The sequence below is a fragment of the Pseudomonas japonica genome, from assembly GCF_013522925.1.
Lineage (GTDB): Bacteria > Pseudomonadota > Gammaproteobacteria > Pseudomonadales > Pseudomonadaceae > Aquipseudomonas > Aquipseudomonas japonica_A.
The window spans coordinates 207,561-220,614 of the sequence record NZ_JAAMQU010000005.1 but is presented as its reverse complement, the minus strand read 5'-3'; the positions used below and the strand labels follow the sequence as shown (position 1 = coordinate 220,614).

Below are 13,054 nucleotides of genomic sequence, written 5' to 3'. Positions count from 1 at the left end.
AATGTTCTCCTCAGCAGTCCAGGGGGTTGCGTTTGTCAGGATCGATGCCAAACCGGGCAATGGCTTCAGCCACTACTTTCGGTTCGATATCGCCACGGTCTGACAAGGCTTCGAGGGCGGCCAGCACAATGAAATGGCGGTCCACTTCGAAGAAGTGGCGCAGTTTCTTGCGGCTGTCGCTGCGGCCGAAGCCATCGGTACCCAAGACCTTGAATTCCTTGCTCGGAACCCACTGGCGGATCTGTTCGGCGAACAGTTTCATGTAGTCGGTAGAAGCGATAACCGGCCCTTTGCGGCCGCTCAGGCATTCTTCCACGTAGCTCTGCCGAGGCTTCTGCTCCGGGTGCAGGCGGTTGCTGCGCTCCACGGCCAGGCCGTCGCGGCGCAGTTCGTTGAAGCTGGTAACGCTCCACACGTCAGCGCCCACGTTGAACTCATCGCGCAGGATTTTCGCTGCCTCACGCACTTCGCGCAGGATGGTGCCCGAGCCCAGCAGCTGCACATGATGCGCGGCGTCACGGGTGTCGTCTTCGAGCAGGTACATACCCTTGATGATGCCGTCCTCGGCGCCGGCCGGCAGGGCAGGCTGAGCGTAGGCTTCGTTCATCACAGTGATGTAGTAGAAGATGTCCTGCTGCTCTTCCATCATCTGGCGCATGCCTTCGCGGATGATCACCGCCAGTTCATAGCCATAGGTGGGGTCGTAGCTGCGGCAGTTCGGAATGGTCGCCGCCATCAGGTGGCTGTGACCGTCCTCGTGCTGCAGGCCTTCGCCGTTGAGCGTGGTGCGGCCAGCGGTGCCGCCGACCAGGAAGCCACGGGTACGGCTGTCGCCGGCTGCCCAGGCAAGGTCACCGATGCGCTGGAAGCCGAACATCGAGTAGAAGATGTAGAACGGCAGCATCGGCTGGTTGTGGCAGCTGTAGGCGGTACCGGCGGCAATGAACGACGACATGGCGCCGGCTTCGTTGATGCCTTCTTCGAGGATCTGGCCCTTCTTGTCCTCGCGGTAGAACATCACCTGGTCTTTATCCACAGGCTCGTACAGCTGGCCTACGGACGAGTAGATGCCCAGTTGGCGGAACATGCCTTCCATACCGAAGGTACGGGCTTCGTCCGGGATGATCGGAACGATGCGGTGGCCCAGCTCCTTGTCCTTCACCAGTTGGGTCAGGATGCGCACGAACGCCATGGTGGTGGAGATTTCGCGGTCGCCCGAACCGTCCAGGATGGCCTTGAGGGTTTCCAGCGGCGGTACCGGCACGTTGAAGCTCTTGGCGCGGCGCTGGGGTACGAAACCACCCAGGGCGGTGCGGCGCTCGCTCAGGTACTTGGCTTCGGCGCTGCCAGGTTCGGGCTTGTAGAACGGCAGTTTTTCCAGGTCTTCGTCGCGTACCGGGATGTCGAAGCGATCGCGGAATTTACGCAGGCTGTCCACATCCACCTTCTTGGTGTTGTGGGCGGTGTTTTTCGCTTCACCGGCACCGGTGCCATAACCCTTGATGGTCTTGGCCAGTACCACGGTCGGTTGACCGTTGTGGTTGTTCACGGCGTCGTGATAGGCGGCGTAAACCTTGTACGGGTCGTGACCGCCGCGGTTGAGCTTCCAGATCTCGTCGTCGGACAAGTCGGCGACCATTGCCTTGAGTTCCGGGGTGTTGAAGAAGTGCTCACGGACGAACGCGCCGTCCTTGGCCTTGTAGTTCTGGTACTCGCCGTCGACCACTTCGTCCATGCGACGCTGCAGGATACCGTCGGTGTCCTTGGCCAGCAGTGGGTCCCAGAAACGGCCCCACACCACCTTGTTGACGTTCCAGCCGCCGCCACGGAACACGCCTTCGAGTTCCTGGATGATCTTGCCGTTGCCGCGAACCGGGCCGTCGAGGCGCTGCAGGTTGCAGTTGATGACGAAGATCAGGTTGTCCAGCTTCTCGCGGCCGGCCAGGGAGATAGCGCCGAGGGATTCCGGCTCGTCGCACTCACCGTCGCCCATGAAGCACCATACCTTCTGCTTACCCGCCGGGATGTAGCCGCGGGCCTCGAGGTACTTCATGAAGCGTGCCTGGTAGATCGCCTGGATCGGGCCCAGGCCCATGGACACGGTAGGGAACTGCCAGAAGTCGGGCATCAGCCAAGGGTGCGGATAGGAGGACAGGCCCTTGCCGTCCACTTCCTGGCGGAAGTTGTTCATCTGCTCTTCGCTGATCCGGCCTTCCATGAAGGCACGGGCGTAAACGCCTGGCGAGGCATGGCCCTGGAAGAAGATCAGGTCGCCGCCGTGCTCTTCGGTGGGGGCCTGGAAGAAGTAGTTGAAACCGATGTCATACAGCGTCGCGCTGGAGGCGAAGCTGGAGATGTGTCCGCCCAGGTCCGAATCCCTGAGGTTGGTGCGAACGACCATGGCCAACGCGTTCCAGCGAACCAGCGAGCGGATGCGGCGTTCCATGAACAGGTCGCCGGGCATGCGTGCTTCGTGGGTAACTGGAATGGTATTGCGGTATGGCGTGGTGATTGCGTAGGGGAGTTGCGAACCACTGCGGGTGGCCAACTCGCCCATGCGAGTCATCAGGTAGTGAGCGCGGTCTTCGCCTTCTTTGTCGAGAACCGACTCCAGGGCGTCCAGCCATTCCTGGGTTTCGACGGGATCGAGGTCTTGCATGGCTTGCTCCAGGGCGGAAAGGCCACCAGAATCGATGACCTGAGTTTGCGACTGGCCTTGTGGGCAGACGACATGAATTCTTGGATCACCGGTGGGTTGGCCCGGTGTCCTGTAGTTTTACTACAAATCAACGCTCATTTCATGTACCGCAGCGACCACGACAGTAGGAAAACTACAGGTAGTGGCTTTCCCACCCGGCGCCAGCCTGTAGCCGTTGCCGGTTCGTTAGACTAAAAACCAGCCTTGGAAAGGTTCCCTGTGATGCCTGCTGCCAAATTTATCCAGCTTTCAGCTATTTCTAGCCTTTGTTGGACAGTCCTGTCAGCTGCGATCTTTCATGCAAGTAGCGAGGCCTGCCGTGTAGGCGACCTGAAGGATAGACCATGAGCCGTCCAGCACTGATCCCCTTGCCCGACGTATTGCAGGCCACCGCGAGCAGCCGCGTGGCCGATTTCAAACTGGCGCTGCAAGGAATTGGCGGGCAATGGCCGGCGCACCACGAGCCAGCCCTCGCTCGGGTATTCGCCGCCAGTGACTTTGTGTACGAGCAGGCCAGCCGAGACCCCGCCATGCTGCTGGAGCTGGTCGCCGGTGATATCGATCGCGCATATGAAGTGGGCGAGTTGCGCAGGCGTATACACGAGGCAGTAGCCACGAGCGAAAACGAGGACGCCCTGGGCCGCGCGCTGCGTCGGCAGCGGGCCCGCGAGCAAGTGCGCATCATCTGGCGCGACCTGAGCCGCGTCACCGATCTTCAAGCCACATGCCGCGACCTGTCCGACCTGGCCGATGCCTGTATAGATGAGGCGTATCAGTGGTTATACCCCAGGCACTGCCAACAGTTCGGTACGCCCGTGGGGCGCCATTCAGGCAAGCCTCAGCAACTGATCGTGCTGGGGATGGGCAAGCTGGGGGCCGGGGAGCTGAACCTCTCCTCGGACATCGACCTGATCTTTGCCTATCCGGAAGGCGGCGAAACCGAAGGCGCGCGGCGCTCGGAAGATAACCAGGCGTTCTTTATCCGGCTGGGTCAGCGTTTGATCAAGGCATTGGACCCGGTGACCGTCGACGGCTTCGTGTTCCGGGTCGACATGCGCCTTCGCCCATACGGCTCGGCGGGGGCGCTGGTGCTCAGTTTCAATGCGCTGGAGCAGTATTACCAGGATCAGGGCCGCGACTGGGAGCGCTACGCCATGATCAAGGCCCGGGTAGTGGCGGGCGATCAGGAAGCCGGCGCGCAACTGCTCGACCTGCTACGCCCGTTCGTGTACCGGCGTTATCTGGATTTTTCCGCCATCGAAGCCCTGCGCACCATGAAGCAGCTGATCCAGCAGGAGGTTCGCCGCAAGGGCATGGCGGACAACATCAAGCTAGGCGCTGGCGGTATCCGCGAGGTGGAGTTCATCGCTCAAGCTTTTCAGCTTATTCACGGCGGGCGTGACCTCAGCCTGCAACAACGCCCCCTGCTTGGCGTGCTGGCGACGCTGGAGCGGCAGGGTTATTTGCCCGCCGAGGTGGTAGACGAGCTACGGGAGGGGTATGAATTCCTTCGCTACACCGAGCATGCCCTGCAGGCCATTGCAGATCGGCAAACCCAGATGCTGCCTGATGGCACCCTGGACCAGGCACGGGTAGCGTTCATGCTTGGCTTTGCAGACTGGCAAACCTTCCATGCCGAGCTGATGCGCTGGCGCGAGCGGGTGGATTGGCACTTCCGCGGGGTGATCGCCGACCCCGACGAAGATGAAGATAGCGGTGACGTGATGGTGGGCGCCGAATGGCTGCCGCTGTGGGAGGAGCGCCAGGACGATCAGGCCGCCATCGCGCAGCTGGCCGAAGGAGGGTTCCAGGCGCCAGCCAAGGCGCTGGAGCGATTGGCGAGCCTGAGGGCCAGCGGCCAGCTGCGGGCCATGCAGCGGATGGGTCGCGAGCGGCTGGACGCCTTTATCCCAAGGCTGCTGGCGCAGGCAAGCGAGCATGCCGAGCCCGACCTGGTGCTCGAGCGCGTGTTACCGCTGGTAGAGGCAGTGGCGCGGCGGTCTGCCTATCTCGTGCTGCTGACCGAGAACCCGGGCGCGCTGCGTCAGCTGCTGACGCTGTGTGCCGCCAGCCCCTGGATCGCCGAGCAGATTACCCGCTTCCCACTGCTGCTCGATGAGTTGCTGAACGAGGCGCGGCTGTTCCATCCGCCGCTGGCGCCGGAACTGGCCGCTGAGCTACGCGAACGGCTGACGCGCATCCCTGAAGACGACCTGGAACAGCAAATGGAAGCGCTGCGGCATTTCAAGCTGGCCCATAGCTTGCGCGTGGCGGCTGCAGAAATTGCCGGCACCTTGCCGCTGATGAAAGTGAGCGATTACCTCACCTGGCTTGCCGAGGCGATCCTCGCCGAGGTGCTGGCGCTGGCCTGGCGGCAGACCACCGTACGCCACGGGGCCCCCGCGCGGCCGGATGGCAGCCTGTGCGATCCAGGTTTCATCATTGTGGGCTACGGCAAGATGGGCGGGCTGGAACTGGGCCATGGTTCGGACCTTGATCTGGTGTTCATCCACGACGCCGATGGTGCAGCGGAAACCGACGGCGAGCGGCCTATCGACGCCGGCCAGTTCTTTACCCGGCTCGGCCAGCGGATCATCCACCTGCTCACGGCGCAAACCAACTCCGGGCAGCTGTATGAGGTAGACATGCGCCTGCGGCCTTCCGGCGCGGCTGGGCTATTGGTCAGTTCGCTGGGTGCTTTCCAGCGCTACCAGCAGCAGGAAGCCTGGACATGGGAGCATCAGGCACTGGTGCGCGCCCGGGTGTTGGTGGGGGACGCCAGCGTGGCCCGCGCATTCGAGGGCATCCGAGCCGAAGTGCTGGGGCGCGAGCGGGACCTGGCCCAGCTGCGCGAAGAGGTGAGCGAGATGCGCGCCAAGATGCGCGATAACCTGGGAACCCGTATCACCGCCGCCGGGCGTGGCGACAATGCCTTCGATCCGCAGGTGCCCTTCGACATCAAGCAGGACGCCGGAGGTATCGTCGATATTGAATTTATGGTGCAATACGCGGCCCTGGCCTGGTCGCGCGAGCATCCCGCGCTGCTGCGCTACACCGATAACATCCGTATTCTCGAGGGGCTCGAGCAGGCAGGGTTGCTACCGCCGTTCGAGGCCAGCCTGCTGAGAGAGGCGTACAAGGCCTACCGCGCTGTCGCGCATCGGCGTGCCTTGCAGAAGCAGGCAGGGGTAATCGCCGGGGACCAGTTTGTCGCCGAGCGCCGCGAGGTCATGCGAATCTGGGCCTGGTTCGGGCTAGGTTAAACTGAGAATCCACGGGGAAGGCGCCCGCTTCCCCGATCGTTTGCGGAAAACCCATGAGAATTCTGATCATCGGGCCCAGCTGGGTCGGCGACATGGTGATGGCCCAGACGCTGTTCCAGTGTCTGAAGGCCCGCCATCCCGATTGCCAGATCGACGTGCTCGCCCCTGAGTGGAGCCGCCCGATCCTGGAGCGCATGCCCGAGGTACGCCAGGCCCTCAGCTTCCCGCTGGGGCATGGCGTGCTGGACCTCGCCACGCGGCGCAAGATCGGCCGGTCGTTCAAGGGCCAATACGATCAAGCCATCGTGCTGCCCAATTCGCTCAAGTCCGCGCTGGTGCCTTTTTTTGCCAGCATCGCCCGGCGCACGGGCTGGAAGGGCGAGTTCCGCTACGGCCTGTTGAACGACATCCGGCCGCTGGACAAGGACCGCTACCCGCTGATGATCGAGCGCTTCATGGCCTTGGCGTATCCACCGGGCGAAGCGCTCCCTACGCCTTATCCACAGCCACGCCTGCGGATCGAACCCGCCAGCCGGGCCGCCGCGCTGGAGCGCTTCGGGCTGCAACTTGATCGCCCGGTGCTCGCGCTGTGCCCCGGGGCGGAGTTCGGTGAATCGAAACGCTGGCCGGCAGAACATTACGCTGACGTCGCCGAGGCGCGCATTCGTCAGGGTTGGCAAGTGTGGCTGTTCGGCTCCAAAAAGGATGAGCCCGTGGCCGAGGCGATTCGCGAACGGTTGATCCCGGGGCTGCGGGAAGAAGCAGTGAACCTGTGCGGCGATACTTCGCTGGCCGAAGCCATCGATCTGATGTCCTGCGCCGCAGCGGTGGTGTCCAACGACTCGGGCCTGATGCATGTGGCCGCCGCGCTCAATCGGCCGCTGGTGGCCGTGTACGGCTCGACCTCGCCCGGCTTCACCCCGCCGCTCGCCGATCAAGTGGCGGTGGTGCGCCTGGGCATCGACTGTTCGCCTTGCTTCGACCGAACGTGCCGCTTCGGCCATTACAACTGCTTGCGCCTGTTGGATTCGCAGCGGGTCATCGAAGCCTTGAAAGGCATGGACGCGACCGACACCGTCAACCTGATGGCAGGGGCCGAGTAAGTGCGGGTATTGCTGATCAAAACCTCTTCCCTGGGCGATGTGATTCATACGCTGCCGGCACTCACCGATGCCGCGCGAGCCATTCCCGGGATCCGTTTCGACTGGGTGATCGAAGAGGGCTTTCGCGAAATACCCACCTGGCACCCTGCCGTAGACAAAGTGATCCCGGTCGCTATCCGGCGCTGGCGCAAGAACCCTTGGCAAACGGTCAAGAGCGGTGAGTGGCGGGGTTTCAAACAGCAGATGCGCGAGCGCAGCTACGACCTGGTGATCGACGCCCAGGGGTTGCTGAAAAGCGCCTGGCTCACCCGGTACGCACGGGCGCCAGTGGCGGGGCTGGACAAACGCTCGGCGCGCGAGCCCCTCGCCAGCCGCTTCTATGACCGCAAGCTAGGGGTGGTGCGTGGCCAGCACGCGGTAGAGCGCGTGCGCCAGCTATTCGCCCTGGCGCTGGGCTACGACCTGCCCAATACCTTCGGCCAGTATGGCCTGAACCGTTCACGCCAGCTGGCGGTGCCTCATCCGGTACCGTTCGTGGTGTTCCTGCATGGCACCACCTGGGACAGCAAACACTGGCCCGAGGCCTACTGGCGTGAGCTCGCCGAGCGGCTGGGGTTGGCGAACATCGGCGTACGTTTGCCGTGGGGCAACGAAACCGAGTTTCGCCGTGCCCACCGTATTGCCGCCGGGCTGAGCAACGTTTCGGTGCTGCCCAAGCTCAACCTGGCAGGCGTGGCCGACGTGCTGATCAAGGCCCGCGCATGCGTGGCAGTCGATACCGGCCTGGGCCACTTGGCCGCAGCACTGGATGTGCCTACGTTGTCGCTCTATGGCCCCACTAACCCAGGGTTGACCGGCGCCTATGGCCGTACTCAGGAGCACCTGGGCAGCGATTGGCCCTGCGCGCCCTGCCTGCAGAAAAACTGCACCTACAAGCCCACCCCTGAAGACCTGCGTAAACACAACATCAAGCGTGAGTGGCCCCTGTGCTTCACTCGCGTAAACCCAGAACGAGTGGCAGGACGCCTGAGCGCGCTGTTATTGGCCGAGGACCTGCGTTGATGCAACTGGCTTTTGTGCTGTACAAATACTTCCCGTTCGGCGGGCTGCAGCGAGACTTCATGCGCATTGCCCTTGAATGTCAGCGGCGCGGCCACCAGATCCGTGTGTATACCCTGATCTGGGAGGGCGACGTGCCCGCTGGCTTCGAAGTGCTGGTAGCGCCGGTAAAGGCGCTGTTCAATCATCGCCGCAACGAGAAGCTGAGCGCCTGGATGGCGGCCGACCTGGCGCAGCGCCCGGTGGACCGCCTGATCGGCTTCAACAAGATGCCCGGGCTGGACGTGTACTACGCCGCCGATGGCTGTTACGAAGACAAGGCGCAAACCTTGCGCAACCCGCTGTACCGCCGCTGGGGCCGCTATCGCCACTTCGCCGAATACGAGCGCGCGGTGTTCGCACCCGAGGCCCGCACGGAAATCCTGATGATTTCCGAAGTTCAGCAACCGCTTTTCGTCAAACATTACGCAACGCCACAGCAGCGCTTCCATCTGTTGCCGCCGGGTATTTCCCAGGACCGCCGCGCGCCGGCCAATGCGGCCGAAGTGCGCGCGCAGTTTCGCCAGGAATTTGGTCTGGGTGAGCAGGATCGGCTGCTGGTACAGATCGGCTCGGGCTTCAAGACCAAAGGCGTGGACCGCTCGCTCAAGGCGTTGGCGGCATTGCCGGCCGCCCTGCGCCAACGCACTCGTCTGTTCGTGATTGGCCAGGATGATCCCAAGGTGTTCCAACTGCAGAGCACCGCCCTGGGCCTCAACGAGCAGGTGACGTTCATGAAAGGCCGCAGTGACATTCCGCGTTTTCTGCTGGGCGCCGACGCGCTCATTCACCCGGCCTACAACGAGAACACAGGTACCGTGTTGCTCGAGGCGGTAGTCGCTGGGCTGCCAGTACTGGTCACGGCGGTATGCGGGTACGCCCATTACATCGAGGAAGCGCGTGCCGGGGTTGTGTTGGCCGAACCGTTCGAGCAGGCCGAGCTCAATCGTGAGCTGCAACACCTGCTTGAAGATGACGCCGCCCGTGCCGAATGGTCGCGCAACGGGCTGGCCTTTGCCGACAGCGCCGACCTGTACAGCATGCCGCAGCACGCGGCCGACGTGATCCTGCAGGAGCGGGCCGCATGAAGCTGGTCCTTGCCGAGCCGTTCAAACACCTGTGGGCCAACACCGATCCCTTTGTTGCCGTAGAAGGCTTGCAAGGGGAGGTGTACCGCGAACTCGAAGGGCGTCGCACCTTGCGTACCGAGGTCGAGGGCCGGGGGTATTTCGTCAAGATCCACCGCGGCATCGGCTGGGGTGAAGTATTCAAAAACCTCTTCAGTGCCAAGCTGCCGGTACTGGGCGCCGGCCAGGAGTGGGCTGCCATCCGCCGGCTGCATGAAGTAGGCGTACCCACCATGACCGCCGTGGCGTTCGGTGAGCGGGGGGCAAACCCGGCCACGCAGCATTCGTTCATCGTGACCGAGGAGCTGGCGCCCACGATCAGCCTGGAAGACTACAGCCTGGACTGGCGCACCAACCCGCCGCTGCCCCTCACCAAGTGGGCATTGATTCAACGGGTGGCGCAGATGACCGGCGCCATGCACCGGGCGGGCGTGAACCATCGTGACTGCTATATCTGCCACTTCCTCCTGCACACCGATCGGCCGTTCAATGCAGCGGATTTCCGCTTGTCCGTGATCGACCTGCACCGTGCGCAAACCCGCCAGCGCATCACTCGCCGCTGGCGCGACAAGGACCTGGCCGCGCTTTATTTTTCCGCCCTGGACATCGGCCTCACCCAGCGTGACAAGTTGCGGTTCCTGCGGGCCTACTTCCAGCAACCGCTGCGCCAGGTGCTGCGCGACGAAGCCACACTGTTGGCCTGGCTGGAACGCAAGGCTGGCAAGCTGTACGCCCGCAAGCAGCGTTACGGGGACGCGCTCTGATGGCCGGCTGGAAGCTGGACCCTGCCGACGAAGACCTGGCTACGGTATTTGGCAGCCTGGATGCGGTCTTCGCCCTGGAAGGCGAGCGCCTGACTCGTGACATCTTGTCTGAATTGGTCAAGGTCGATCATGAGGGCGTGGCCTATTACGTCAAGCGATACACCGGCGCGGGTAAAGGGTTGCGCCGCTATCTGGGCAAGCCTCGGGTGAAAGCCGAATGGCAGAACCTCAAGCGGTTCGCCAAATGGGGCATTCCTACCGCGCATGTGGTGGGCTTCGGGCTGGAACGTGACAACGTGTCATTTGAGCGCGGCGCCATGATCACGCGTGAACTGCCCGCCACGGAGGACCTGCTGGCACTGGTGAAGCGCCAGGACCCCCGCCTGAAGGATCGGCAGTGGGTGGGGCATGTGAGCGCGCAACTGGCCCGCCATACGCGAACCCTGCACGATCACCACTTCACCCATAACGATTTGAAATGGCGCAACCTGCTGGTGGATGACGCGGGTACGCTTTACCTGATCGACTGCCCCAACGGGGCATTCTGGTGGGGCTTCATGCTGCGGTATCGCATCACCAAGGACCTGGCCTGCCTGGACAAGGTTGCCAAATACGAGCTTTCCGCTACCCAGCGGCTTCGGTTCTACCTGGCGTATCGCCGGCGGGAACGGCTCAATGCCTCGGATAAAAAACGCATCCGGCACATCGTCAGTTTTTTCGAGGGCCGGGAATGAAGCTCTTTATCGCACCAGGGGATCAGCCCCTGCTTGCCAGCCGTGGCTTGACCGATTTCGACACACTGTGGGCGCTACCGCTTACAGCCGTGGATGATGCGAACGTAGGGCGTGGCGGCTGGAGCCAGGTATTCCGGCTGGACGTGGGCGCGCAGGGCTTCTACCTCAAACGGCAGGCCAATTATCTGATCCGCAGCCTGCGCCACCCCCTCGGCGAGCCTACCGTGGCCCGGGAGTTTCGCAACATCCGCCGCTACGAGGCATTGGCCGTCCCGGCATTGGAAGCCAGTTATTTTGCCGAGCGGCGGCAGGGCGGTGAATGGCAGGCCATGTTACTGACCCGCGCCCTGGATGACTGGAGCGAACTGGGGGCCTGGCTGGCGCAGTGGCCCGTGCTCACGCCGGCCCGCCGTGCAGCGCTGGTACAGGCCTGTGGGGAGCTTGCGCGCAAGCTGCATTGCGCGGGGCTGGTTCATGGCTGCTTCTACCCCAAGCACATTTTCCTGCGCGCCGAGGGCGATGGCTTCGAGGCACGCTTGATCGACCTGGAGAAAACCCGCTCGGCCTGGCTGGGCCAGCGTGATCGGGTGCGAGACCTCGAGCCGCTGCTGCGCCGCGCATCGGCGTGGTCGGAGGTGGACATTCGGGGGTTTCTCGCCGCCTACCTGCAGGCGGCGCCCACCGATACGCAGATTACGGCGTGGATGGAGCAACTGCTGGTTCGTCGACGCCACAAGGAGACCCGTTAAATGACGTTGCTACAGCTGGCGCGGGCAGGCCGAACGCCGGAATTGCCTATCACGCTGTCGCTGGCCGACGCCGCCGGCCCAGCGGACCTGCAGCTGCTTTCTCTCTTGCGAGTGCTTCCGGGCCAGCGCTATGTAGGGGCGGGCGTATGGCGGGGCCGGGCGGTGCTGGCGAAATTGCTGGTAGGCCCCCGGGCGGCGCGCCAGTTTCAGCGTGAGCGCGACGGCGCGCGGCTGCTGGCTACGCAAGGCATTGCCACGCCCACGTTGCTGGCCGAGGGCTTGCGAGAAGGCGAGGGCGGCTGGTTGCTGTTCGAGTTCCTTCAGGGTGGGCAAAGCCTGGGCACCGCCTGGGACCAGGTAGAACGCCTGCCCCTGCTGGCTGACGCACAGGCCGAAGTTCTCGGCCAGGCGCTAGAATCGATTGCCGGCTTGCACGCCAAGGGCCTGTGGCAGGAAGACCTGCACCTGGACAACCTGCTGCGCAGTGGTGGGCGCGTTTATGTGGTGGACGGCGGAGGGGTGCGTGCCGAACAGCCTGGCCTGCCCCTGTCACGCCAGCGCGTGCTGGAAAACCTCGGAGTGTTCTTCGCCCAGCTGCCTCAAGGGCTTATGCCGTTCGTCGAGGAGCTGCTGGTGCATTACCTTCTGGCGAACAGTGAGCACGCGCTGCCACTGGAGGCGCTGGAAAAACAGATCGCCAAGGTGCGTGCCTGGCGCCTGCGGGATTTGCTCGCCAAGGCCGGCCGTGATTGCACGTTGTTCAGCGTAAGCCGAGGCCCATCGCTACTCAGGGCAATACCGCGCAGCGAAGAAGCCGCCATGCTGCCGGTGCTGGCCAATGCCGACCAGTTGATAGATCACGGCCACCTGTACAAGACCGGCGGCGCGGCTACCGTGGCCAGGGTTAACGCCAACGGCCGGCCGCTGCTGATCAAGCGCTACAACATCAAGGGCGTGGCGCACTGGTTCAAGCGATTCTGGCGGCCCAGCCGGGCCTGGCATTCCTGGATCGAGGCGCAGCGGCTGCGCTTTCTCGGTATCGCCACCCCCACGCCGCTGGCCGTGCTGGAAACCCGCACGTTCGGGCTGCGCGGGGTGGCTTATCTAGTGACCGAACACCTCGATGGCCCCGACCTGATGCAGTGTTTCAGCGGCCATATTGCAGATGGGCAAGTGCCCGAGGCGCAGTTGGTCGCGCTCGACGCCCTGTTCGCCGCGTTGATTCGCGAGCAAATCAGCCATGGGGACATGAAGGCCCATAACCTGTTCTGGTGGCAGGGCCAATGGGCCTTGATCGACCTCGATGCGATGGAGCAGCACGCGACCGCCAGTAGCTTCGCGGCGGCCTATGGCCGTGATCGCGCCCGCTTTCTGCGCAATTGGCCAGCCGACAGCCCGCTGTACCGTTTGCTGGACGAGCGCCTGCCGCGGTTGTGATAGCAGGGCTGCAACGGGACAGCAGGTATTGGGGCGCGGACGGTTGGGTTATACTCGCGCGCTTTCGATCAACAGCAATAT

9 protein-coding genes are annotated in these 13,054 nt (G+C 63.4%); 8 read left to right on the top strand and 1 reads right to left on the bottom strand.

Annotated features, from left to right (window positions below):
* Window positions 1-10: 10 nt before the first annotated feature.
* Window positions 11-2,659 (bottom strand): pyruvate dehydrogenase (acetyl-transferring), homodimeric type, encoded by a 2,649-nt coding sequence (gene aceE / locus G7016_RS10115; protein WP_181113591.1) that lies wholly within the window; start codon window positions 2,657-2,659, stop codon window positions 11-13.
* A gap of 383 nt (window positions 2,660-3,042) precedes the next feature.
* On the opposite strand from aceE, the gene glnE reads away from it, so the two are divergent.
* From glnE to G7016_RS10075, 8 genes are read left to right on the top strand one after another with little or no spacing between them, the layout of a single operon-like run.
* Window positions 3,043-5,961 carry a bifunctional [glutamate--ammonia ligase]-adenylyl-L-tyrosine phosphorylase/[glutamate--ammonia-ligase] adenylyltransferase gene (gene glnE, locus G7016_RS10110; RefSeq protein WP_181113589.1) on the top strand — a complete coding sequence of 973 codons (2,919 nt, stop codon included), beginning with the start codon at window positions 3,043-3,045 and terminating at the stop codon, window positions 5,959-5,961.
* Window positions 5,962-6,014: 53 nt separating this feature from the next.
* Complete coding sequence (gene waaF, locus G7016_RS10105; RefSeq protein ID WP_181113587.1) at window positions 6,015-7,064, top strand: lipopolysaccharide heptosyltransferase II; 1,050 nt, start codon at window positions 6,015-6,017, stop codon at window positions 7,062-7,064.
* The gene (waaC, locus tag G7016_RS10100; RefSeq protein WP_181113585.1) at window positions 7,065-8,126 is read left to right on the top strand and encodes a lipopolysaccharide heptosyltransferase I; all 1,062 of its coding nucleotides are present in this window, start codon (window positions 7,065-7,067) and stop codon (window positions 8,124-8,126) included.
* Window positions 8,126-9,250, top strand: a complete 1,125-nt coding sequence (locus G7016_RS10095) for a glycosyltransferase family 4 protein (protein ID WP_181113583.1) — start codon at window positions 8,126-8,128, stop codon at window positions 9,248-9,250. The genes waaC and G7016_RS10095 overlap by 1 nt, the downstream gene beginning before the upstream one ends.
* Window positions 9,247-10,053, top strand: a complete 807-nt coding sequence (gene rfaP, locus G7016_RS10090; protein WP_181113581.1) for a lipopolysaccharide core heptose(I) kinase RfaP — start codon at window positions 9,247-9,249, stop codon at window positions 10,051-10,053. The genes G7016_RS10095 and rfaP overlap by 4 nt, the downstream gene beginning before the upstream one ends.
* On the top strand, window positions 10,053-10,787 hold the full coding sequence (locus tag G7016_RS10085) for a lipopolysaccharide kinase InaA family protein (protein WP_181113579.1): 735 nt from the start codon (window positions 10,053-10,055) through the stop codon (window positions 10,785-10,787). The genes rfaP and G7016_RS10085 overlap by 1 nt, the downstream gene beginning before the upstream one ends.
* Complete coding sequence (locus G7016_RS10080) at window positions 10,784-11,536, top strand: lipopolysaccharide kinase InaA family protein (RefSeq protein WP_181113577.1); 753 nt, start codon at window positions 10,784-10,786, stop codon at window positions 11,534-11,536. Before G7016_RS10085 ends, G7016_RS10080 begins: the two co-directional genes overlap by 4 nt.
* Window positions 11,537-12,973 carry a lipopolysaccharide kinase InaA family protein gene (locus G7016_RS10075; protein WP_181113575.1) on the top strand — a complete coding sequence of 479 codons (1,437 nt, stop codon included), beginning with the start codon at window positions 11,537-11,539 and terminating at the stop codon, window positions 12,971-12,973. It begins immediately after the preceding gene.
* The last annotated feature ends 81 nt before the right edge of the window (window positions 12,974-13,054 follow it).

What these genes read in the sequence shown, in the direction of transcription:
- aceE (WP_181113591.1), bottom strand. Translation starts at nt 2,659, where the DNA reads ATGCAAGACCTCGATCCCGTCGAAACCCAGGAATGGCTGGACGCCCTG.
- glnE (WP_181113589.1), top strand. Translation starts at nt 3,043, where the DNA reads ATGAGCCGTCCAGCACTGATCCCCTTGCCCGACGTATTGCAGGCCACC.
- waaF (WP_181113587.1), top strand. Translation starts at nt 6,015, where the DNA reads ATGAGAATTCTGATCATCGGGCCCAGCTGGGTCGGCGACATGGTGATG.
- G7016_RS10095 (WP_181113583.1), top strand. Translation starts at nt 8,126, where the DNA reads ATGCAACTGGCTTTTGTGCTGTACAAATACTTCCCGTTCGGCGGGCTG.
- rfaP (WP_181113581.1), top strand. Translation starts at nt 9,247, where the DNA reads ATGAAGCTGGTCCTTGCCGAGCCGTTCAAACACCTGTGGGCCAACACC.
- G7016_RS10085 (WP_181113579.1), top strand. Translation starts at nt 10,053, where the DNA reads ATGGCCGGCTGGAAGCTGGACCCTGCCGACGAAGACCTGGCTACGGTA.
- G7016_RS10080 (WP_181113577.1), top strand. Translation starts at nt 10,784, where the DNA reads ATGAAGCTCTTTATCGCACCAGGGGATCAGCCCCTGCTTGCCAGCCGT.
- G7016_RS10075 (WP_181113575.1), top strand. Translation starts at nt 11,537, where the DNA reads ATGACGTTGCTACAGCTGGCGCGGGCAGGCCGAACGCCGGAATTGCCT.